16 protein-coding genes are annotated in these 20,258 nt (G+C 69.0%); 7 read left to right on the forward strand and 9 right to left on the reverse strand.

Annotated elements, in window-relative coordinates:
• Positions 1–77: 77 nt before the first annotated feature.
• From ACPPVW_RS08585 to ACPPVW_RS08595, 3 genes are all read right to left on the reverse strand, one after another.
• Positions 78–962 carry a carbohydrate ABC transporter permease gene (locus tag ACPPVW_RS08585; protein ID WP_426626071.1) on the reverse strand — a complete coding sequence of 295 codons (885 nt, stop codon included), beginning with the start codon at positions 960–962 and terminating at the stop codon, positions 78–80.
• Positions 959–2,098 (reverse strand): carbohydrate ABC transporter permease, encoded by a 1,140-nt coding sequence (locus ACPPVW_RS08590; protein ID WP_426626072.1) that lies wholly within the window; start codon positions 2,096–2,098, stop codon positions 959–961. The genes ACPPVW_RS08585 and ACPPVW_RS08590 overlap by 4 nt, the downstream gene beginning before the upstream one ends.
• Positions 2,099–2,225: 127 nt before the next feature.
• Positions 2,226–3,551 (reverse strand): ABC transporter substrate-binding protein, encoded by a 1,326-nt coding sequence (locus ACPPVW_RS08595; RefSeq protein WP_426626073.1) that lies wholly within the window; start codon positions 3,549–3,551, stop codon positions 2,226–2,228.
• 291 nt (positions 3,552–3,842) lie between these two features.
• On the opposite strand from ACPPVW_RS08595, the gene ACPPVW_RS08600 reads away from it, so the two are divergent.
• Together ACPPVW_RS08600 and ACPPVW_RS08605 are read left to right on the forward strand one after the other, a co-directional pair.
• Positions 3,843–4,436, forward strand: coding sequence for a TetR/AcrR family transcriptional regulator (locus ACPPVW_RS08600; RefSeq protein WP_426626074.1), 594 nt, complete (start codon positions 3,843–3,845; stop codon positions 4,434–4,436).
• Positions 4,437–4,591: 155 nt separating this feature from the next.
• The gene (locus ACPPVW_RS08605) at positions 4,592–5,926 is read left to right on the forward strand and encodes a cation:proton antiporter (RefSeq protein WP_426626075.1); all 1,335 of its coding nucleotides are present in this window, start codon (positions 4,592–4,594) and stop codon (positions 5,924–5,926) included.
• Here the strand turns inward: ACPPVW_RS08605 and ACPPVW_RS08610 are convergent, their stop codons facing one another.
• A complete protein-coding gene (locus ACPPVW_RS08610) occupies positions 5,927–8,122 on the reverse strand; it encodes an MDR family MFS transporter (RefSeq protein WP_426626076.1) in 2,196 nt (731 codons plus the stop codon). It abuts the gene before it with no gap.
• Positions 8,123–8,436: 314 nt separating this feature from the next.
• On the opposite strand from ACPPVW_RS08610, the gene ACPPVW_RS08615 reads away from it, so the two are divergent.
• Both ACPPVW_RS08615 and ACPPVW_RS08620 read left to right on the forward strand, forming a co-directional pair.
• Positions 8,437–9,333, forward strand: a complete 897-nt coding sequence (locus tag ACPPVW_RS08615) for an amidase domain-containing protein (protein ID WP_426626077.1) — start codon at positions 8,437–8,439, stop codon at positions 9,331–9,333.
• A gap of 69 nt (positions 9,334–9,402) precedes the next feature.
• Positions 9,403–10,233: a M15 family metallopeptidase gene (locus ACPPVW_RS08620; protein ID WP_426626078.1), complete on the forward strand. Its 831-nt coding sequence runs from the start codon at positions 9,403–9,405 to the stop codon at positions 10,231–10,233.
• On the opposite strand, the gene ACPPVW_RS08625 is transcribed toward ACPPVW_RS08620, so the two are convergent.
• On the reverse strand, positions 10,230–11,189 hold the full coding sequence (locus ACPPVW_RS08625) for an IS481 family transposase (protein ID WP_426623892.1): 960 nt from the start codon (positions 11,187–11,189) through the stop codon (positions 10,230–10,232). The genes ACPPVW_RS08620 and ACPPVW_RS08625 overlap by 4 nt on opposite strands.
• A gap of 204 nt (positions 11,190–11,393) precedes the next feature.
• Positions 11,394–13,013 carry a phosphoglucomutase (alpha-D-glucose-1,6-bisphosphate-dependent) gene (gene pgm / locus ACPPVW_RS08630; protein WP_426626079.1) on the reverse strand — a complete coding sequence of 540 codons (1,620 nt, stop codon included), beginning with the start codon at positions 13,011–13,013 and terminating at the stop codon, positions 11,394–11,396.
• 71 nt (positions 13,014–13,084) lie between these two features.
• Between pgm and pheA the strand changes: the two genes are divergently transcribed.
• Both pheA and ACPPVW_RS08640 read left to right on the forward strand, forming a co-directional pair.
• Complete coding sequence (gene pheA / locus ACPPVW_RS08635) at positions 13,085–14,077, forward strand: prephenate dehydratase (RefSeq protein ID WP_426626080.1); 993 nt, start codon at positions 13,085–13,087, stop codon at positions 14,075–14,077.
• 21 nt (positions 14,078–14,098) lie between these two features.
• A complete protein-coding gene (locus ACPPVW_RS08640) occupies positions 14,099–14,797 on the forward strand; it encodes a hypothetical protein (protein ID WP_426626081.1) in 699 nt (232 codons plus the stop codon).
• A 189-nt stretch (positions 14,798–14,986) separates the two neighbouring features.
• Here ACPPVW_RS08640 and ACPPVW_RS08645 read toward each other — a convergent pair whose 3' ends face one another.
• From ACPPVW_RS08645 to ACPPVW_RS08655, 3 genes are all read right to left on the reverse strand, one after another.
• Complete coding sequence (locus ACPPVW_RS08645) at positions 14,987–16,360, reverse strand: Ig-like domain-containing protein (RefSeq protein WP_426626082.1); 1,374 nt, start codon at positions 16,358–16,360, stop codon at positions 14,987–14,989.
• A gap of 234 nt (positions 16,361–16,594) precedes the next feature.
• Positions 16,595–17,293 carry an Ig-like domain-containing protein gene (locus ACPPVW_RS08650; RefSeq protein WP_426626083.1) on the reverse strand — a complete coding sequence of 233 codons (699 nt, stop codon included), beginning with the start codon at positions 17,291–17,293 and terminating at the stop codon, positions 16,595–16,597.
• Between the two features lie 675 nt (positions 17,294–17,968).
• Positions 17,969–18,955, reverse strand: a complete 987-nt coding sequence (locus tag ACPPVW_RS08655) for a diacylglycerol/lipid kinase family protein (RefSeq protein ID WP_426626084.1) — start codon at positions 18,953–18,955, stop codon at positions 17,969–17,971.
• Between the two features lie 35 nt (positions 18,956–18,990).
• Here ACPPVW_RS08655 and serS point away from each other — a divergent pair, with 35 nt between their 5' ends.
• Entirely contained in the window at positions 18,991–20,256 is a 1,266-nt protein-coding gene (gene serS, locus ACPPVW_RS08660) for a serine--tRNA ligase (RefSeq protein ID WP_426626085.1), read from the forward strand.
• The last annotated feature ends 2 nt before the right edge of the window (positions 20,257–20,258 follow it).

Consider the following 20,258-nt stretch of genomic DNA (forward strand, 5'->3'; position numbering starts at 1 on the left):
TAGCCTTTCATCGCGCGCTGACCAGTGGAGCCCGGAGCCCGCGGTGGAGCTTCGGGGGGTGCCGTCGTCGGCCATCCTCAGCCTTTCACCGCGCCGGCCATTATGCCGGAGACCAGCTGCCGGCCGGCGAGCACGAAGAGGATGAGCAGGGGGATGGTTGCGAGCACCGCTCCGGCGAGCACGATCGAGTAGTCGACGTACTTGGCCGACTGCAGCTGGCTCAGGGCGACCTGCAGTGTCGGGTTCTGCGGCGCCACGAGCAGCGGCCACAGGTAGTCCGTCCACGCGGTCATGAAGGTGAACAGGCCGAGGATCGCCATGGCCGGCCGGGCGGCGGGGACGCCGACGTGCCAGAACGTGCGGATCATGTTCGCGCCGTCCACGCGGGCGGCCTCGATCAGCTCGTCCGGGATCACGTCGACCAGGTACTGCCGCATGAAGAAGACGCCGAACGCGGTCACCAGGGTCGGCACGATCACCGCGCCGAGGGTGCCGGTCCAGCCGAACTGCTTCATCACCATGAACAGCGGGATGATGCCGAGCTGGGTGGGCACGGCGAGGGTCCCCACGACGAACACCATCAGGCCTTCCCGGCCGCGGAACCGCAGCTTGGCGAACGCGTAGCCGGCCAGGGTCGAGAAGGCGACGACCGAGAGTGTGATGACTGTCGCGACGATTATCGAGTTGGCCAGCGCCTGCCAGAACGGGACGGTGTCGAGGACGGCCGCGATGTTCGTCCAGAACTGGCCGCCCGGCAGCAGCGGAGGCCACGTGGCGGTGAGCACGGTGCTTTCGCTGGAGCCGGCGACGAACGACCACCACAACGGGTAGGCGCCGCCGATGAAGATCGCGAGCAGGATCCCGTAGGTCAGGAAGCCGGGTCGACGGTCGATGCCGAGGGCACGGCGGCGGGGCTCGCGCTGCGAGGAGCGGTCGGTCGCAGGGCGGGTCGCGGTGGTCATGCGTTCTTCTCCTCGCTCGCCGAGACCAGGGTCAGGGCGCCTTCGGCGCTCGCCCCATTCGCGTCGGTCGTTGTGAAGTCGGTTGCTGAGGCGGCGGTGGCTCCGGCTGCGCGGCTGCGTGCCAGGCGGCGGGCGGTCGTCGACCGGTGCACGCGGGCCTCCGTGGAGGCGATGCGGCGCGAGATGAGGAAGTTGAGCACGCCGAACGCCACGATGATGAGGAACAGCATCCACGCGATCGCGGAGGCCTTTCCGAAGTTCTGGCGGTTGAACGCCATGTCCCACAGGTAGAGCACGGTCGTCTGGTATTGCCGCTGCGGGCCTCCTGGCACCGCGCTGGACGGGTTGAACAGCTTGGGCTCTGTGAAGATCTGCAGGCCGCCGATCGTCGCCGTGATGATGACGAAGATCATGGTCGGGCGGATGGTTGGCAGCGTGATCGAGAAGAAGCGGCGGAACGAGCCGGCTCCGTCCAGCGCGGCGGACTCGTGGATGTCGCGCGGTACGGCCTGCATGGCGGCCAGCAGGATCAGCGCGTTGTAGCCGGTCCAGCGCCAGTTGACCATCGTCGCGATCGCGAGGTGTGACGGGAACACCTCGGTCTTCCACATCACCGGGTCGAGGCCGATGGCCTGGAGAATGTTGTTGATGAGCCCGTACTTCTCGTCGAACGCGCTCGAGAAGATCAGGGTGACCGCGACCGGGGTCACGACGTAGGGGAGGAGGACGCTCATCCGCCAGAAGGTCTTGGCCCGGATGTTCTGGTCGAGCATGGCCGCGATGAACACGGCGCCGATCAGCTGCGGGATGGCGGAGAGCAGGAAGATGCTGACCGTGTTGAAGAGCGAGTTCCAGAAGAACGGGTCCTTCAGCTCGGCGACGTAGTTGGCGAAGCCGACCCATTCGCCCGGGCCGGTAAGGAGGTTCCAGTTGTTGAGCGACACGACGAACGTGTAGACGAGCGGGAACAGGCCGACGAGGGCGAAGAGCACGAAGAACGGCGCGACGTAGAAGTACGGGGAGGCTTTGACGTCGAAGCGGCTGAGCTTCTGCTTGAAGGTGAGCGCCCGGCGGTCGTCGCGATCGCGCCGGGTGGCCGCTGGTGCGGCGTCCGGGGTGCGGGTGACGGTGGTCATGCGGTTCTCCGGTGGGGGTCGGGAGGGGTGGGACGAAAGGGCTCTGGGTCGAGCCCGAGGCTGAGACTCTGCATTCGGGGCTCGGGCCCCGCCGCCTGCGGCAGCGGGGCCCGAATGGTGAGGTGTGCTACTTGTTGACGACCAACTGGTTCAGCAGGGTCATCGCGTTGGCCCAGCCCTGGTCTCCGTTCGCCTTGCCGGAGTCGAGCTGCTGCACCGACGGGCCGAACACCTGCGACTGGATGACCGAGTCGTCCGGACCTTTGTACTGGGCGACGACGCCCTTCGCGCGCTGCGCCAGGATCTGCCCGACGGGGGCGTTGTTGAAGAACTTCGTCAGGTCGCTCGAACCGGTCACGCCGGGGTCGGACTGCGCCTCGGTGACCGAGGGGAAGGTGCCGGCCGCCTGGAAGGTGGCGACCTGCGACTTGGCGGAGGTCAGCCACGCCGCGAGGGCCGCGGCCTCCTTCGGGTGCTTGGACTGCTTCGGGACCGTCAGGAACGAGCCGCCCCAGTTGGCTGCGCCGCCCGGGAAGACGTTCGCGAAGTCCCAGCCGGTGGAGGCGTCGCCACCGCCGGCCTTGACCTGGCCCTGCACGACGCCGAGCATCCAGCCGGGGCAGACGAACGTGGCGAACGAGCCGTCGGTGAACGCCTTGCCCTTGCCCCAGTCCCACTGGGTCTGGTTGGACGAGAGGCCCGCTGCCGCGCCGCCGGCCAGCTTGCTCCACAGCGCCTTGAGGTCGCTGTTGTTCTCGATGTTGAGCTTGCCGTCCTTGGTGTAGTAACCCTCGGGCTGCTGGTTCACCATCGCGTTCCAGATGAAGCCGGACTGGTCGTAGAAGGGCTTGCCGGTGGCCGCCTTGTACTGCTCGCCGACCTTGAAGAAGTCGTCCCAGGTGGCGTTGTCGCCGCCGAACAGCTTGGCGACGGACTCGCGGTCGCTCGGCAGCCCGGCCGCGGCGAAGAGCTTGCCGTTGTAGCAGAGGCCCTCCGGTCCGATGTCCGTGCCATAGCCGATGATGCGGCCGTTCTTGTCGGTGGCCTGCTTCAGCTTCCATTCGACCCAGCGACTCTTGATGTCGTTGGCGCCGTAGTCCTTGAGGTCGTTGAACTGGTCGGAGACCTGCATGACCTTGGACAGCCAGCCCTCCTCGACGGCCTGGACGTCGGGGAGCCCGCTGCCGGCGGCCTCCTTGGTCTGCCAGTCGGTCAGGGCGTTGTCACCGGTGTCGATGTTGGTCGCCTTGATCGTGATGCCCGGGTGCTCTTTCTCGTACTGCGAGTAGAGCTTGTCGAAGCCCATGGTGCCGAACGTCGTGACGGTCAGCGTGATCGGGTTCGAGCTGGTTCCCGCATCGCCGCCGCTCGATGAGCAGCCGGCCGCGAGGAGGGCGAACGAGGCCGCGCCGGCGATTGCCGCCGCGACCTTGGTGCGACGTGAAAGCTTCACGGATCACTCCCTTGTGCATGTGAGTTGTCGGGTCTGGTGACTCTGTGAGAGCGCTCTCTTTCGGGTGTGGTGAGAGCGCTCTCACGAATCGTGACTGAATGTAGATCGGGCGCGTCGAACCTGTCAAGCCTCGAAATGATCGCGCTCTCATCGTTGAAAAATCGGGAATCGCGAGATTGCGGGCCGCGTTCGCGGTATCTCGCGGGCAATCGCACCTTGTTGTGACCGAACCGTGACCTTCAACGGTCGTCTTTTGGGTAGACTGACCTACCTAGATAACTGGGAGGCGCCGTGGCGGAGCGACCGCGCAACACAGGTGCGCGCACCGGCGCAGCACGCCGACGCATCCTCGAATCGGCCACGCGCCGGTTCTACGCCGACGGCATCGCGGCCACCGGCATCGGTGCGATCACAGCCGACGCGGGCGTCGCCAAGATGAGTCTGTACAACAACTTCGCCTCCAAGTCGGCGCTCGTCTCGGCCTCCCTCGATGCGGGCCACGCGGAGTGGCTCGCGCTCTACGTCCGCCGTGTGCGGCGGGCGCCCGACGCGGTCACGCGGGTCCTCGCCGTCTTCGACGCCTACCTCGACCAGGCGGCGGTCGCGCCAGAGCCCGGGTACCGCGGAAGCGCTCTGCTGAACGCCGCAGCGGAACTGCCGCTCGGCGATCCCGGCCGCGAGATCGTCCGCCGGCACAGCGCGGAGGTCGACGGCATCCTCGCCGCCGGTCTCCGTGAGCTCACCGACAGCGTACGTGCCGAACGGGTGGCCCAGCACCTCTCGTACGTCCTCCATGGCGCGCTGGTGCGCTCGGGCCTCGAAGCCGATCGCCGCCGCCTTCGCGACGCCCGCATTCTGGCGACCGACCTCCTCACCGCGCTCTGAGCCTCTAAAGGGCGCCCGAGGGGCACGTAAACGTCCCTAAAACGCGCGCGTAAGGGCGCTTACGTGCCCCTCGATCCCTTCCTCGGCCTGGTGCGCGGGGAATTGCGGGGACAGACTGGGGCCGTCGGTGCGCGGCAGCGCGGGAGGCGAGGCGGATGCCGGTCATCATCCTCGTCGGCCTCGCCGCCGTGGCCCTGTGGTCGCTCGTCTCCCGCCGGTTCGAACGCTTCGGGATCGCCGGACCGGCGGCGCTCGCCGTGCTGGGCGGCATCGTGGTGCTAATCGACGTGCGGGGCTTCACCGACGCCATCGACAGCGATGCCGCGCAGCACGTCGTCGAGCTCATCCTTGCCGTGCTGCTGTTCGTCGACGCGTGCGAGGTGCGCGGCGGCATCTTCGGAGGTCAGGGCCGCGCACTCGCGCGGCTCGTCCTGATCGCCCTTCCGCTGTCCCTGCTGCTCGTCGTAGTCGCGACCAGCTGGCTGCTGCCTGAGCTGAACGTCTTCGTGCTCATCGTGGTCGCCTGCATCCTCATGCCGACCGACTTCGCACCCGCGACGGCCCTGCTGCGCTCCGGTCGCATCCCGGCACGCGTGCGCCAGATCCTCAACGTGGAGAGCGGCTACAACGACGGTCTCATCTCGCCGCTGTTCAGCATGTCGCTCGCGATCGCGGTCGCGCTGCCCACGCTGCTCACAGTCGCGAACTCCGGCGAGCAGGTCACGGGCGCCACCGAGAAGGAGCTCGAGAAGAACCTCTCGGAGGCCGTATACGCCTTCTTCGGCGCGGTGCCTGCGACCCTGTTCGCAATCGCCATCGGCGTGGCGGTCGGGGCGCTCCTCGGGCTCCTGACCCGCTGGGCCACCGCTGGCGGCTGGGCCGACGCCTCCGGGATCCGCTTCGTCATGCTCCTAGCGCCGCTGCTGACCTACGGGATCGCCACGCTGCACGACGTCGCCGCGAACGGCTTCGTGGCCGCTTTCGTCGCGGGCGTCATGTTCCGGATCCTTCGCACGCGGCGCAGTGTCGAGCGGGCGGTCCCTCACGACGAGCTCCTGCTCGTCGAGGAGGCGAGCACGGTCGCTGCGAACTTCGTCTGGTTCATCCTCGGCGGGGTGACCACGGCTGTCATCGTCGACGGCATCGACTGGCGCATCCTCGTGCTCGCCGCTCTGGCGCTCACGCTCTTCCGGGCGCTGCCGGTCTACGTCTCCATGCTCGGCTCGCCGGTGACGTGGAGGGAGCGCACCTACATCGGGCTCGTCGGCCCGCGCGGCACCGCGACGATCGTCTTCGGCTTGCTGGCGTTCAACCACCTTCCGGACAGCGACAGCGCCGACGTGCTGAGCGTGACGGTTCTCACGGTCGTCGGCAGCATCCTGCTGCACGGCGTGGCCACGCCGCTCGTGTTGCGGCGCGTGGCGGCCTGGGACGACGGAACGGCCGCCGCCCCGCTGGGCAACGGCCGTTCCGTCGGTGAGGTGGACTGATCAGTCGGTGACCGGCCGCGGTCGCTGTGCTGCGACGGAGGCGGTGTCGACGACCGGCTCCATGAGTGCGCCGGTCTCGCCGGCCACGCGGCTCGCGATGAGCCCCAGGTCGGTCTCCCCGAGCTCCTCGCGCTCGGCGGTGTCCGATGCGGTCGACGCCATCGCGCCAGCCGGCACCGGCTCGCGTTCGCCGGCGGCTGCCGCCTCGGCCTCGGCCTCGGACTTCGCGTCCGCGGCCTCCTGCAGCGCCGACTTGGCACGCAGCGGCGGGGTCTTGAAGAACAGCGAGAGCACGAACGCGACCAGGACCACGATCATGGCCACCCAGTAGACCTGCACTGCCGAGGAGTTGAACGCGACCAGGAACGGCTTGGAGAGCCGCGGGTCGGCGGTGTTCAGGAACGAGGTGTCGTTGATGTCCGAACTGCTGTTCGCGCCGTTGCCCTTCTTGAGCTGGGTCTGCATCACCGGAACGAGCGTGTCGACGTAGTCCGAGCGGGCGGAGGCGTCGGAGAAGTCCAGCATGACCGTGCCGTCGCTCGCCACCTTCGCGTACGGCGCCTGCGCTTCGATCTTGGTCGCCGCCGCCTGGATGGCCTGCTGCTGGGCTGCCGCCTCCGCTTGGGCTTGAGCCTGCGCCGGGATGTGACCGGCGGCCACCTGCGCGTCCACGGCCTGCGTGGCGGCGGCCTTCGCGCCGTCGACGGCCTTCTGGAGTGCCTGCTGCGTGGCACTGGTGGCCTTGCTGGTGATCGGCGTGTAGACCTTCGCCATGATCTCCTTGTTCTCGGGCGCCGAGGCGACCGACGGAGTGAGGGCGGCGTCCAGTGCGCTGCTCAGCGTGGGCTTGTCGGTGAGCGCTGTCTGGATGTTCGTCGGGAAGACCGTGAACAGCAGCGAGAGCAGCACAGCGGTGCCGAGCGTTCCGCCGATCTGACGGAAGAACGTGGAGGCGCTGGTGGCCACACCCATATCGCGCAGGCCGACCGAGTTCTGGCTGGCGATCGTCAGCGTCTGCATCAGCTGGCCGAGGCCGAGACCGATGAGGAGCATCGCGCCGGCGATGAACCAGTACGAGTCGCCGAACTTGAGGAACGTCAGGTAGAAGAAGCCGCCCGCCAGCATCGCGGTTCCGATGATCGGGAACTGGCGGTAGTGGCCGGTGCGGGCGATGATCTGGCCGGAGGCGATCGACGAGATCATCAGACCGAGGATCATCGGCAGCAACTGCAGGCCCGATTCGGTCGGGGTCGCGCCGAGCACGATCTGGAGGTAGAGCGGCAGGGTCAGCATCGCGCCGAACATGCCGAAGCCCACGAGAACACCGATGACGGTTGCCATCGAGAAGGTGCTGGAGCGGAAGAGCTTGAGCGGGATGAGCGCGTCGTCCTTCATCGCGCGCTCGATGAGGATGAAGGCGATGATTCCGATCGCGCCGATCACGTAGCAGGCGATCGAGCCGGCGCTGCTCCAGCCCCACTCGCGGCCCTGCTCGGCGACCAGCAGCAGCGGGACGAGGGCGACGATGACGCCCGCGGCGCCCCACCAGTCGATCCGCGCGGAGCCCCTGTCGTGCTTCGGCAAGTGCAGGAAGCGCATGACCATGAAGAGCGCAGCGATGCCGATCGGCACGTTGACGAGGAACACCCAGCGCCAGCCGGCGATCCAGAGGATCTCGTCCGCGCCGGCGAAGAGGCCGCCGATCAGCGGGCCGATCAGGCTGGAGACACCGAAGACGGCGAGGAAGTAGCCCTGGTATTTGGCTCGCTCGCGCGGGGCGAGCATGTCGCCCATGATCGCGAGCGGCATCGACATCAGGCCGCCGGCGCCGAGGCCCTGGATGGCACGGAACGCCGCGAGCTCGAGCATGGAGGTCGAGAACGACGCCAGGATCGAACCGACGATGAAGATGACGATGGCGATCATGAACAGTGGCCGGCGCCCGAAGATGTCGGAGAGCTTGCCGTAGATCGGCGTTGAGATCGTCGAGACGATGAGGTACGCCGTCGTGACCCACGCCTGCTGGCTGAGCCCGTGAAGGTCGTCGCCGATGGTTCGGATGGCGGTACCGACGATGGTCTGATCGAGGGCGGAGAGGAACATACCGGCCATGAGGCCGAAGATCACCAGGAGGATCTGGCGATGCGTCATGATCGGTTTGGGTGCGGCCACTGCCGCGCTGGTCTGACTGGACATCTGTCTTCCGTGTCGAGAGTCGTATGAGGGGACGCCCGTCACTTGGAACGTCACACCGGTGTGGGGGCAAAGAATTTTGCGGAGAGTGCAAAGTTACACCCAGTGCGAGTCATTCGGCAACGTGGGACTACGCCCCCGCTATCGCGTTCGCCACAGGCGAACGTTCGGGTGAATCTCCCGAGATCACGCGGTTCGGCGCAGGGTCCCGCAGGTTTTTCACCCCCGGATTGGCCCCCCTGCGGGTGTCGCAAAGGTGCTTGGCGTAGCGTTGACCACGCCGACCCGAACATCCTCCGAATCATCCCGAAGGTCGTATGAGTTCTCTCACCCGTTCCCGCCGCCTGCTCTCCGTCGCCGCAGTCGCTGCTGCCGCCGCGCTCCTCTTCACCGGATGTGCGGGCGAGCCATCCCCAATCATCAAGGCCATGGCGGGCGCCGCCCCTGCTGCCGAGCCGAAGAACGCGACGGTGTCCGGCATCGAGCCCTCCTCGGGCAGCGTGTCCGGAGGGACGGTGACGATCACCGGCGCCAACCTCGAGAAGGTCGCGTCGGTCCAGGTCGGCGGCCAGGCCGCCGCGATCACGCAGGCGACCTCCGACAACGTCGTCGTCACGGTGCCCGCGGCCCGGAGCTTCGCGGCAGGAGCCGTGCCGGTCGCCGTCACCGACTCCGCGGGCCACGCCGTGGCGACCGATGGCAAACCGTACACGTACCAGGTGGTCACGCCCGTCGATCGGCAGCTCGCGTACGCGATGGAGCACTGGAACAACTACAACACCGCCCAGTATGGCGACCTCAACCCCGTCGGCGGAGACTGCGCGAACTTCGTCAGCCAGACGCTGATCGCCCGCGGCTGGCAGATGAACTCCGACTGGTACAACCGCAACGCCGCCGCGAAATGGAGCCCGGCATGGGGCTACGTGCCCGCGATGGACGACTATTTCCGCGGGAATGCAGCGAAGCTCGGGCTCACCGAGTACTCGTTCGACCAGCGCGACAAGATCAAGATCGGCGACATCGTGATGTTCGACTGGAACAACAACGATTCGCTCGACCACGTACAGATCGTCTCCGGCGTGCAGAACGTGAAGGGCACGATCACCATCCAGATGGCCGGCCACAACGAGGACACCGACTATCGCGACCTCGACCACACCATCACGGTCGAGCACCCGGGTGCGACCGGCCACTTCTGGAGCCTGTCGAAGTAGCCCGCGGCAACACGCATAGCTGCGAGTCGCCCGAGCGGGACCGCTGCACGAAGGAGCTATGCTCATCGCGTGAATCTGGGGGGTTCCCGTGGCGCGCGACGGGATGGATGGACGCGCGCGCACAGACGCGGCGCGCTCGCGACGGCCGCGCTCGTCGTGCTGCTGACCCTCACGGGCTGCATGGCGGGGATGCCCGCTGCGCAGCAGCGCCCACCGCATTCCCCGAAACCGGACTCAACCCACGTTCCCCGGGCGGTGCCGACGGAGAGCCCGCCGCCGACCTCCGTGGGCTTCGACCGCACGGCCCAGTCGACCGACGACCCGAACAGCACCTGGGTCGTGGTCAACAAGGCCCGGCCGCTGAACCCGATCGACTTCACCCCGCCCTCCCTCGTCTACCCGGACGTCACCTACGTGAATCGGCAACCGATGCGTCCGGAGGTCGCCGACGCGCTCGTCGCGATGTTCCACGCGGGCAAGACGGAGGCCGACCTGGACTTCTCCGTGCAGAGTGCCTACCGCTCGTTCGAGTCGCAGACGCGCGTCTACGACGACGACGTCGCCCGCCACGGCCAGGCCCACGCCGACAGCGAGACCGCGCGCCCCGGCCACAGCGAGCACCAGACCGGTCTCGCCGTCGACATCAGCGCCGTGCCGGCAAAGTGCTCGCTCGACGCGTGCTTCGCGCAGACCCCGCAGGGCGAGTGGCTGGCCGCCAACGCCTGGAGGTTCGGCTTCCTGTTGCGCTATCCGGCCGACAAGGTCGTTGTGACGGGCTTCACGTTCGAGCCCTGGCACTTCCGGTTCATCGGTGTGCCGCTGGCGACGCAGCTGCGGGCCGCCGGGGTCTCGACCCTCGAAGAGTTCTTCAGCGTCCCGGGCGGGACTGAGTACCACTAGTTGTAGTTCCCCGTGAGGTTGTGAACGCGGGCTGAGGGGACGAGGCCGCCGATTCCGGTGTGGGGTCTGTGGTGATTGTAGTGATGGAGCCAGGTGTCGTAGGTTGCGGCTCTGGCTTCGTCGCTGAGGTAGGCGTGCGCGTAGGCCCACTCGGTGGCCAGGGTGCGGTTGAATCGTTCGACTTTCCCGTTGGTCTGCGGCCGGTAGGGGCGCGTGCGCCGGTGCTTGACTCTCGTGCCGAGAGCGTCGGCGAACAGTTTCGACCGGTAGCACGCACCGTTGTCGGTCATGACCGCGGTGACGGTGATCCCAGCGGCGGTGAAGAACGCGTTGGCGCGCAGCCAGAATCCGGCGGCGGTCTCTTTGCGCTCATCGTTCAGGATCTCCGAGTAGGCCAGCCTGGAGTGGTCATCGATAGCGTGATGCAGGAACGCATAGCCGCGGCCGCGGTGCCGGGACGGTGCTGCTGCCCGCCCCAGGACTCGGTGGCCACCACCATCGGGGATGCGGCCGAGCTTCTTGATATCGACATGGACCAGCTGGCCGGGGCGAGCGTGCTCATAACGGACAGCCCTCGGTTTGCGGATAGGGAGCCCGGTCGCTTGATCGAGGTGGTGCAGTAGCGGCATCCGATACCGGGCCAGCACCCTGCCCACGGTGGAACGGGGAACACCGAGGTGGTAGCTGATCCGATGCGGACCCCACCGCCACCTGAACCGCAACGCCACGATCCGGCGCTCCAACCGGGCCGGACACCGATTCGGGGACGAGTGCGGGCGGGAGGGTCGGTCGGTCATCGGCAAGCCTGCGCGTGCCCGATCGACCCACCGTTTCGCCGTCGCGGGCGAGCACTGGAACCGTTCCGCCACCCGCCGCAATGACCACCCGCGCTCCAGAACCAGCTCGACCAGCCGTCGACGCCCTTCCGGCGTCAACGGTGCATTAGCGTGAGTCACGAAGACCTCCGTTGGCTAGATGTGAGTGTGGTAACCCACATCCTCCACGGAGGCCTTCGCTCACCTCAACCGTTCACAACGTGTCGGGGAACTACAACTAGTCGCCCGCCCCGCCGAGGGGCACGTTAACGCCCCCTAAAACGCGCGGATAAGGACGTTAGCGTGCCCCTCGGCGGTGGCGGCGGCGGTGGGGGAGGCGCGAGGTCAGGCGCCGAGGGCGCCGCCCACGATGCGCTTGGCCTCCTCCTGCACTTCGCGGAGGTTCTCCTCGCCCACGAAGGACTCCGCGTAGATCTTGTAGACGTCTTCGGTGCCGCTCGGGCGGGCCGCGAACCAGGCGTCCGCCGTCTCGACCTTCACCCCGCCGAGTGCGGCGTCGTTGCCGGGCGCGCGGCTCAGCTTCGCCGTGATCGGCTCGCCGGCGAGCTCGGTCGCGGTGATAGCGGCGCCGTCCAGCTTGCTTAGCCGCGCTTTCTGCTCGGGGCTCGCCGGGGCGTCCACCCGCTGGTAGACCGGGTCGCCGAAGCGCGCGGTCAGCTCGCGGTACAGCTCGGACGGTGACTTGCCCGTGACGGCGCGGATCTCGCTCGCGAGCAGCGCCAGGAGGATGCCGTCTTTGTCGGTCGTCCACGCCGATCCGTCGAAGCGCAGGAAGCTCGCCCCCGCGCTCTCCTCGCCGCCGAAGCCGACCGAGCCGTCGATGAGGCCGGGGACGAACCACTTGAACCCGACCGGGACCTCCCACAGCCGGCGCCCGATCGACTCGGCGACGCGGTCGATGATGGAGGACGACACCAGCGTCTTGCCGACCGCTGCGTCCTCCCGCCAGCCCGTGCGCGTGCGGAACAGGTAGTCGATCGCCACCGCGAGGTAGTGGTTGGGGTTCATGAGGCCGCCGTCGGGCGTGACGATGCCGTGCCGGTCGGCGTCGGCGTCGTTGCCGGTGAGGATGTCGAACTCGCCGCTGCGGGCGACGACCGACGCCATCGCCGATGGGCTCGACGGGTCCATGCGGATCTTGCCGTCCCAGTCGAGTGTCATGAAGCCCCACGTGGGGTCGACCTCCGGGTTCACGACCGTGAGGTCGAGCGCGTAGGTGTCGGCGATGGCCTGCCAGTAGCTGACGCTCGCGCCGCCCAGCGGGTCGGCGCCGATGCGGATGCCGCTTTTCCTGATGGCCTCCACATCGATGATGTTCTTCAGATCGGCGACGTAGTTGCCTCGGAAGTCGTAGGTCTCGACGCCGCTCGGCTCGGACATCCGCACGTCGGCCATCCCGTCGGCGATGATCTCGTTGGCGCGCTTCGCGATCCAGCTGGTGGCGTCGGTGTCGGCCGGGCCGCCGTGCGGCGGGTTGTACTTGAAGCCGCCGTCGGCCGGCGGGTTGTGGCTGGGCGTCACGACGATGCCGTCGGCCTGGTCGGGGTGACCGGCCGTGTTGTAGGCGATGATCGCGTGCGACACGGCCGGTGTGGGCACCCAGTCGTCGAACTCGTCGACGAGCACGCGCACCTCGTTGGCGACGAGAACCGCGAGAGCCGTCGTCGTCGCGAACTCGCTGAGCAGGTGGGTGTCGGCTCCGATGAACAGCGGCCCGGTGATGCCCTGCGAGTTGCGGTACTCCACGATCGCCTGAGTGGTCGCCGCGATGTGGTCCTCGTTGAAGGCGGTGTTCAGCGACGAGCCGCGGTGGCCGGAGGTGCCGAACACCACCCGCTGCTCCGGGATGCTCACGTCGGGTTTGAGCTCGTAGTATGCGCGCCGCAGGGCGTCGACGTCGATGAGGTCGGAGGGCTGCGCGGGGGTGCCTGCTCGTTCGTCCATGCGACTACTCTTCCACGGCGGCGGGTCACGAGCGAGAGTGCGCACCCTGCTGCCTCGGTAAGCTGATCGCCATGTCCAGCGCCCCCGCCGACCCCACCGCCGAGCTGCCCGCCTCCGTCGATGAGGTCTACAGCTTCCTGGGGCCGTCCGGCACCTTCACCGAGGCGGCGCTCGCCCAGGTGCCCGAGGCCCGTGGCAAGAGTTGGCGCGCGGTCAACAACGTGGGGGAGGCGCTCGCCGACGTGGTCGCCGGCCGGAGCGTCGCGGCGATGATCGCCATCGAGAACTCCATCGAGGGCGGGGTCTCCGTCGCTCAGGACGCCCTGGCCACCATCCCGGGCCTGCGGATCGTCGGCGAGTATCTGGTGCCCGTGAACTTCGTGCTGGTGGCCCGGCCTGGCACCACCCTCGACGACGTGCGAACGGTCAACGCGCACCCTGTCGCCTACGCGCAGTGCCATCAGTGGCTGGACGCGCACCTCCCCGCCCATGGGCACCTCCCGGCGTCGAGCAACGTGGCCGCCGCCGCCTCGCTGTTCGAGGGCAGCACCGCCGACGCCGCCATCGCCCCGCCGGGGATCGTCGACCATCACGACGTGACCGTGCTCGCCGAGAACATCGGCGACAACCCGAACGCCGTGACCCGCTTCGTGCTGGTGAGCACCTCCCGCAGCGTGCCCGCGCCGACGGGCGCCGACAAGACCAGCCTGATCGCCGAGCTGCCCGACGACCGCCCCGGATCGCTGCTCGACCTCCTGGAGGAGTTCTCCACGCGCGGCATCAACCTCAGCCTCATCGAGTCCCGCCCGATCGGGGACGCCCTCGGCCGGTACCGGTTCGTCATCGACGCCGACGGCCACATCCACGACGAGCGCGTCGGAGACGCCCTGCTCGGCCTGCGGCGGTTCAGCCCGTCGGTGGTCTTTCTGGGGTCGTACCCGCGCGCCGACGGCGCGCGCGTCGAGTTCGACCAGCGCTACCGCGACGAGGTGTTCACCGAGGCGCGTGCGTGGCTGGAGACGCTCGTCGACGAACCCGGTGCCGGTTGGACCTCTCGCGGGTAAGCTGCGCTGCAGGAGGTCGGGATGATCGTGGACGACGAGCAGAAGGACGCAGCACGCGGCTTCGATCCCCGCTACGACCCGCAGTTCCAGCGCGGCTACCGGCCGCAGCCCGGCGAACGGCCGCGCACCCGCATGCGCACGGCGCCTGCACCGACCACAGCACCTTCGACAGCGCCGACGACAGCGGTCGGGCCCGAGGAGGCCCGCTCGCGGTCGCGGGACGACGACGTGGTGCCACCGGCGGAGGCCGCGGCGATGTCGATGAACCCGGGCGCCCTCCCGCGCGTCACCCCGGGCGCTGGTGACACGGCGCCGGACGCTCCCGCAGCCGTCGCCCCAGTGGCCGAGCGCGCCGAGCTCGTCCGCGCCTACGCCGTGCCGGCGCCGAGCCTCCTCGACCGGCTCGAACTCTCCCCGCGGCGCAACCCGCTCGTCCTCGCCCTCTGGCTGGTCGGCGGCGGGCTCGTGGTGCTGGGAATCGTGCTCTATTCGGTGTCGGTGAGCCTCTCGTACACCGGCTCGACCCCGTCGACCGACGTCGGGTCGCTCGTGATCTCCCAGCTGGGCTGGATGCTCGCCGGGCCGATGATCACGATCGGGCTCGCCACCCTTGTCGGTTTGCTTTTCCTCACGGCGCTCGCGGGACGGAGCCGGCCGGCCGGCCGGTCGGGTGAGGACGAGGCGATGAGCGCCGACCACGAGAACCCCCGCGGCTTCTGAGCCCAGCGGATCCTCGTGCCGACCGCGGAGACGCGCCCCTGGGTGGTCGTGCTCGCCGATCGACCCGCCGGAATCAACGGGCATTAGCGGCAAGACAAGAGAGACCTCCGTGGTCTCGAGGGAACCTAGACAGCTCCAACTCGACCCCGGAGGTCTCTCCCCTGGTCTACAACGATCCGGTCAGAACACTTAGACGCTCCTCCCTCGTCTGCGGAGCAGCAGGAGCAGGGCCGCGCCGAGCCCCGTAGAGAGGGCTGCCGCCGCAGCGAGCCCCGTCGCCTCGAGAGTGCTTCCAGTGTTGGCCAGCACCGCCGTGGGCGCGGCCGGCGTCGGTGCTGGCGGCTCCGGTGACGGCGCGGGCGGAACCACGGCGGCGAGGGTGGCCGTGACCGGCGCGGAGTCCGGGTAGCCGAAGTCGGGTGCAGCCGGATCGGCCTGAGCCGCGACGAACGTGTGGCTGCCGATGCTCAACGCAGGCGAGACCGTGCACGACCAGGTGCCGTCAGCGAGCGCCGTCGTCGTGCACACTGTCGCGCCGTCGGCGGTGACCGTCACTGTGTTCCCCGCGCCTGCGGTGCCGGACAAGGTAGGAGTGCCGGAGGTCAGCGTGGCGCCGTTCACGGGCGAGGTGATCACCGGTGCGGGCGCGGTCCATTCGAGCGTTACGATCCCCGCGGTCTTCGCCGGGCTTCCGCCTCCTAATGTCAGTACTCCGCCGGTCACCGTCGCGCCGATGAAGCCCGATCCGCCGCCGCCGCCGGCGTCCATATTGGCCGGTGCGCCGTCTGGCTGCTCCTGTCCGCCGCCTCCTCCGAAGAACCCGCCTCCGCCTCCACCGCCGCCGTCGGCCGCGGTCCCGGCGCCGGCATTGCCGCCGTTGCCTCCAACGAACTGTGTCCCGGCCGTCGCGGCGGGGCTGCCTGCAGCCCCTCCGGAGGTCTGCGTGCCTCCGCCTCCGCCGCCTGTTCCGTTTCCGGACGTGCCGTTCGCGCCGTCGGTTCCGCCTCCTGCTCCGCCCGCGGGAACTGGGCCGCCGCTGCCATCGGCGCCGCCTCCGCCGCCGGCCACGAGGAGGGGCGGCGAGGTGAGGGCCGCGCCCGACCAGATGGCCGACATCCCTCCGCCGGTGCCGCCGGTGCCGCGGCCGCCCGTGCCGCCCGCGCCGCCGCCGCCGTATCCGGAATCGTCACCCACCATCACGGTCAGAGTCTGACCGCCCGTGACGGGAATGACCCCGGTGGCTCCGCCGCCCGGGCCGCCGTTGGAGGTCGCATCGGTTCCGTCAGCGCCGCCCGCGCCGGCCAGGGTCGCACTGATGCTGGTGACGCCCGCGGGAACCCGGAACGTCTGGTCTCCGCCGGTGGAGGTGTATTCGACGCAGTTCGTCGCGGGTGCCGTCGGCGTGCACGCCGACGTGGCCGCGCTGGCCGGGCTCAGCCCTCCCGCGATCATGGTCACTCCCGCGATGATGCCGAGCGCCGCTCCCGCTCTCCAGCCGGACCCTGCGGGGCCTGTACGTTGCCCGCCGGGATCGCTCAGCGTCCACGTTCGTGTGCTCGTCATCGAATACTCCGTTCGTCCGTTGGCAGTCTCGCCGATCACTATCCTCGACCCGAGGGGGAGGGTGTGACAAGGGGAGAAGGTGGTGAAGGCAGCGAGCGAGGGGGCGACGAGCCGGAGCGGATGCGCTGAAGCATCGACTCCGGGCGTGTGGACTTCGCCGAGTTCCGACGCGGCGAGGACGCCCGCATCAGTTGCGGACGTCCTCTCAGCGGAAGCGGAACCGGTCGGCGGAGCTCAGGACTCCACGCGCCGGCGCAGCCGGATGCAGAGCAGCACGCTCCCGAGGGCGATGACCGCCGCACCGGCCCACGCCGCACCGGTGGTGTCGGTGCTTCTGCCCGCCGCGGCCAGGTCTGCGACGGGATGCGTCGCGGTCGGCAGGGTGCTCGGGACCGGCGCCGGAGCAGGGTCCGGCGTCAGGATCGGAGCATCGGACAGCTCGACGCCGTGACGCCCGATGGTGTGGCCGTCGGCCATGTGCAGGACCGTGAGCGGCGTGTCCGTGACTGGTGTCTCGGACTCGCATGACCAGGCGCCGTCGCCGTTGGCTCTCGCCGAGCATACGGCGGCTCCGGAGGCGTCGAAGACCGTGATCACCGCGCTGGCAGTGCTGATGCCGTTGCGGGTGACGGTGTCGTTGTCTCCCTTCACGCAGGTGATCTGAGCGGGCTGCGTGGGCAGAAGCACGGTCGGCGACACCTTGCCGCTGGGATCGGTCTGCGTGACCGTCGCCGGCAGCGCGCCGCCCGCAGAGCGGCACGCCCACGAACCATCGGCCTGGACGGTCGCCGAACAGATCGGCACGCCGTTGCCGTCCCTGACCGACACCTCCGCGTGTGCCTCGCCGGATCCTCCGCAGACGACGCCTGTGGTGGGGTCGGCGAAGCAGACGACGTCGCCCGGCGCTGCAGGCGGAACCGTGTCCACCGTCACGATGAGCGGAGCCGAGTCCGTATAGACCGGAGACGCACTGGATGGGTCGTCCGTCAGCGACGGCGACGAACGTGTGATCGCCCTCGGCAAGCGGAGGCGAGACCGTGCACAGCCAGTAACCGCCCGCCGGCACGACGACTGTGCACACCGGCGTACCGTCGACGGTCAGGGTCACAGTGTTTCCAGGGGTCCCCGTGCCGATGAGGATCGGCTCCGCCGACACGAAGGATCCGGCAGCGGGCGATGTGATGACGGGAGCGGGCGCGGCCCGTCCGACGACGGGCGCCTCCGACGCATCCGCCGTCGCCCCGGCTTCGGCGGTGTCCGCCGCGACCTGCTCATCTCCCTCTTCGCTGCTCGGTCCGGAGTCGGAGGTCGTGCCGTCCGCTTGTTCCCCTTCATCCGCCACACCGTCGTCCGCCGCACCATCGGCAGGGGTGCCTGCGTCATCCACCGGCAGCGAGACCATGGGACCTTCTGCGTCCTCGGCCGTCTCGGCCAGGAACTGCTCATCCTCTCCGGGCGTGGCCCGTTCGACGCAGCCCGTCGTCTGCGCGGTGGGAGCGCACACCGTTCGGTCCCCCTCCAGATCGGCGCAGCATGTGATCCCACGATTGAGAATGAAGGGGGTGAAGCTGGAGTGAGAGCGCCGATCGCAGCGGGCCGGCGGGCTGCTTACCGCGGCACCCGCACGCGCAACCCCTGCGGATCGACGGTCAGATCGAGGCCGACCACGTCACCGAAGCCGTCGCCATCGAGCTGGAACGGCTCCGGCTCGTCCAGGCGTACCGTGACGGAGCGGCCGCGCAGGTAGCTCAGCTGCGCGCGGCCCGCCCGGTTCGTGAAACGAATGATCCTGCGGCCGAGCGCGCTCTTGCGCAGCACCCGGTTCTCCCAGGTGACCTTGCGCCAGATCGCCAGCCAGCCGAACACCGTCGCCGGCTGCAGCACCGCGAGGTCGAGGAGGCCGTCGTCGACCTCGCTGTCGGGGATCAGCTCCAGGTTGCCGGGCAGTGTTCCGCAGTTGGCGAAGAGGATCGTGCTGACGTGCGCGGTGCGCTCGCGATCGTCGTCGATCCGGAATCGCACGCGCACCTTCTTCGACCGCGGCAGGGCGCGGAAGGCCGACTCGACGTAGGCGACCCAGCCGAGCCGCTTCTTGAGTTCGGGCCGGGCGGTCGCGATCAAGCGGGCGTCGATGCCCATGCCCGCCATCACTAGGAACGCGTGCTCCGTGCGCTCGCCGTCGACGCGCTCCGCCGTGGCCACGCCGATGTCGATGCGGCGGGTGACGCCGTCGAACGCTACCGCGCAGGCGTCCTCGATGTTGCCGTACGGGATGCCGATGTTGCGGGCCAGGAGGTTGCCGGTGCCGCCGGGCAGGATGCCGAGCGTAGCCTCCTGGTTGCGCAGCGCCTCCGAGACCGCGCGCACCGTGCCGTCGCCTCCAGCGGCGAGCACGAGCTCGGCTCCGTTCTCGAGGGCCTGGCGTGCTTGTCCCTGGCCGCCGTCGTCCGCCGTGGTCTCCAGCCAGATCAGTTCGATGTCGCCGATGTCGGCCGCGCGGGCCTCCACGGCCGCCCGAACCCGGGGCACGTCGACACGGACCGGGTTGTAGACGACCGCCACCGTGGTGACCTGTGGCCCCTCCCGATCGCTCACGGGATCACGTTACCCGACGGCGATAAGCTGGGGCGGTGATCGATCCCGTCCTCCTGCGCGAGCGCCCCGATGTCGTCCGACGATCCCAGGAGGCGCGCGGTGGCTCCGTGCAGTTGGTGGACGAAGCGCTGCAGGCCGACGTCGAGCGCCGCGCCGCGATCACCGCTTTCGAGGAGCTCCGCGCGGAGCAGAACGCGTTCGGCAAGCAGGTCGCTCAGGCGCCCAAAGACCAGAAGCAGGCGCTCGTCGCGCAGGCCCAGCGGCTCGCCGGCCGCGTGAAGGAGGCCCAGCGAGCGGCCAACACCGCCGAAGCGCACTTCGCTGCGATACTGCGGAACATCGGCAATCCAATCGTCGACGGCGTCCCCAGCGGCGGCGAGGACGATTTCGTGGTGCTGAAGGAGGTCGGCGCAATCCCGGAGTTCGACTTCGAGCCGCGCGACCACCTCGAGCTCGGCGAACTGCTCGGCGCGATCGACATGGCCCGCGGCGCCAAGGTGTCCGGCGCCCGGTTCTCGTTCCTGCGCGGCGTCGGCGCGCGCCTCGAGATCGCGCTGATGAACATGGCGCTCGACAAGGCCGTCGCGAACGGCTTCGTGCCGATGATCACTCCGACCCTGGTCAAGCCCGAAGTCATGCAGGGCACCGGCTTCCTCGGCTCGCACGCCGACGAGGTCTACCACCTGGGCAACGACGATCTCTACCTCACCGGGACGAGCGAGGTCGCGCTCGCCGGCTATCACGCCGACGAGATCCTCGACGTCGCCGAGCCGCTGCGCTACGCAGGCTGGTCCACCTGCTACCGGCGGGAGGCCGGCTCGGCGGGCAAGGACACGCGCGGCATCATCCGCGTGCATCAGTTCACCAAGCTGGAGATGTTCGTCTTCACTCTGCCTGAGAACGCGGAGGCAGAGCACGCCCGCCTGCTCGCGTGGCAGGAGGAGATGATGCAGGCCCTCGGGCTCAGCTATCGCGTCATCGACACCGCGGCGGGCGACCTCGGGTCGAGCGCCGCGCGCAAGTACGACGTGGAGGCGTGGATCCCGACGCAGGGCCGCTACCGCGAGCTGACCTCCACCTCCAACTGCACGACGTTCCAAGCGCGCCGGCTCGAGATCCGGTACCGCACCGAGAGCGGCAAGACGGCCCCGGTCGCGACCCTCAACGGCACGCTCGCGACCACGCGGTGGCTGGTCGCCATCCTCGAGACCCACCAGCGGGCCGATGGATCGGTCCTGGTTCCCGAGTCGTTGCGCCCGTACCTGGGCGGTCTCGACGTGCTGGAGCCGATCGCGTCGTGAGC

The sequence above is a fragment of the Leifsonia sp. McL0607 genome, from assembly GCF_049993355.1.
Classification (GTDB): Bacteria; Actinomycetota; Actinomycetes; order Actinomycetales; family Microbacteriaceae; genus Leifsonia.

Bases quoted from the DNA above. Each gene is read 5' to 3' on its own strand.
- ACPPVW_RS08585 (WP_426626071.1), bottom strand. From the start codon at position 962: ATGACCACCGCGACCCGCCCTGCGACCGACCGCTCCTCGCAGCGCGAG.
- ACPPVW_RS08590 (WP_426626072.1), bottom strand. From the start codon at position 2,098: ATGACCACCGTCACCCGCACCCCGGACGCCGCACCAGCGGCCACCCGG.
- ACPPVW_RS08605 (WP_426626075.1), top strand. From the start codon at position 4,592: ATGCCGGTCATCATCCTCGTCGGCCTCGCCGCCGTGGCCCTGTGGTCG.
- ACPPVW_RS08610 (WP_426626076.1), bottom strand. From the start codon at position 8,122: ATGTCCAGTCAGACCAGCGCGGCAGTGGCCGCACCCAAACCGATCATG.
- ACPPVW_RS08615 (WP_426626077.1), top strand. From the start codon at position 8,437: ATGAGTTCTCTCACCCGTTCCCGCCGCCTGCTCTCCGTCGCCGCAGTC.
- pgm (WP_426626079.1), bottom strand. From the start codon at position 13,013: ATGGACGAACGAGCAGGCACCCCCGCGCAGCCCTCCGACCTCATCGAC.
- pheA (WP_426626080.1), top strand. From the start codon at position 13,085: ATGTCCAGCGCCCCCGCCGACCCCACCGCCGAGCTGCCCGCCTCCGTC.
- ACPPVW_RS08640 (WP_426626081.1), top strand. From the start codon at position 14,099: ATGATCGTGGACGACGAGCAGAAGGACGCAGCACGCGGCTTCGATCCC.
- ACPPVW_RS08645 (WP_426626082.1), bottom strand. From the start codon at position 16,360: ATGACGAGCACACGAACGTGGACGCTGAGCGATCCCGGCGGGCAACGT.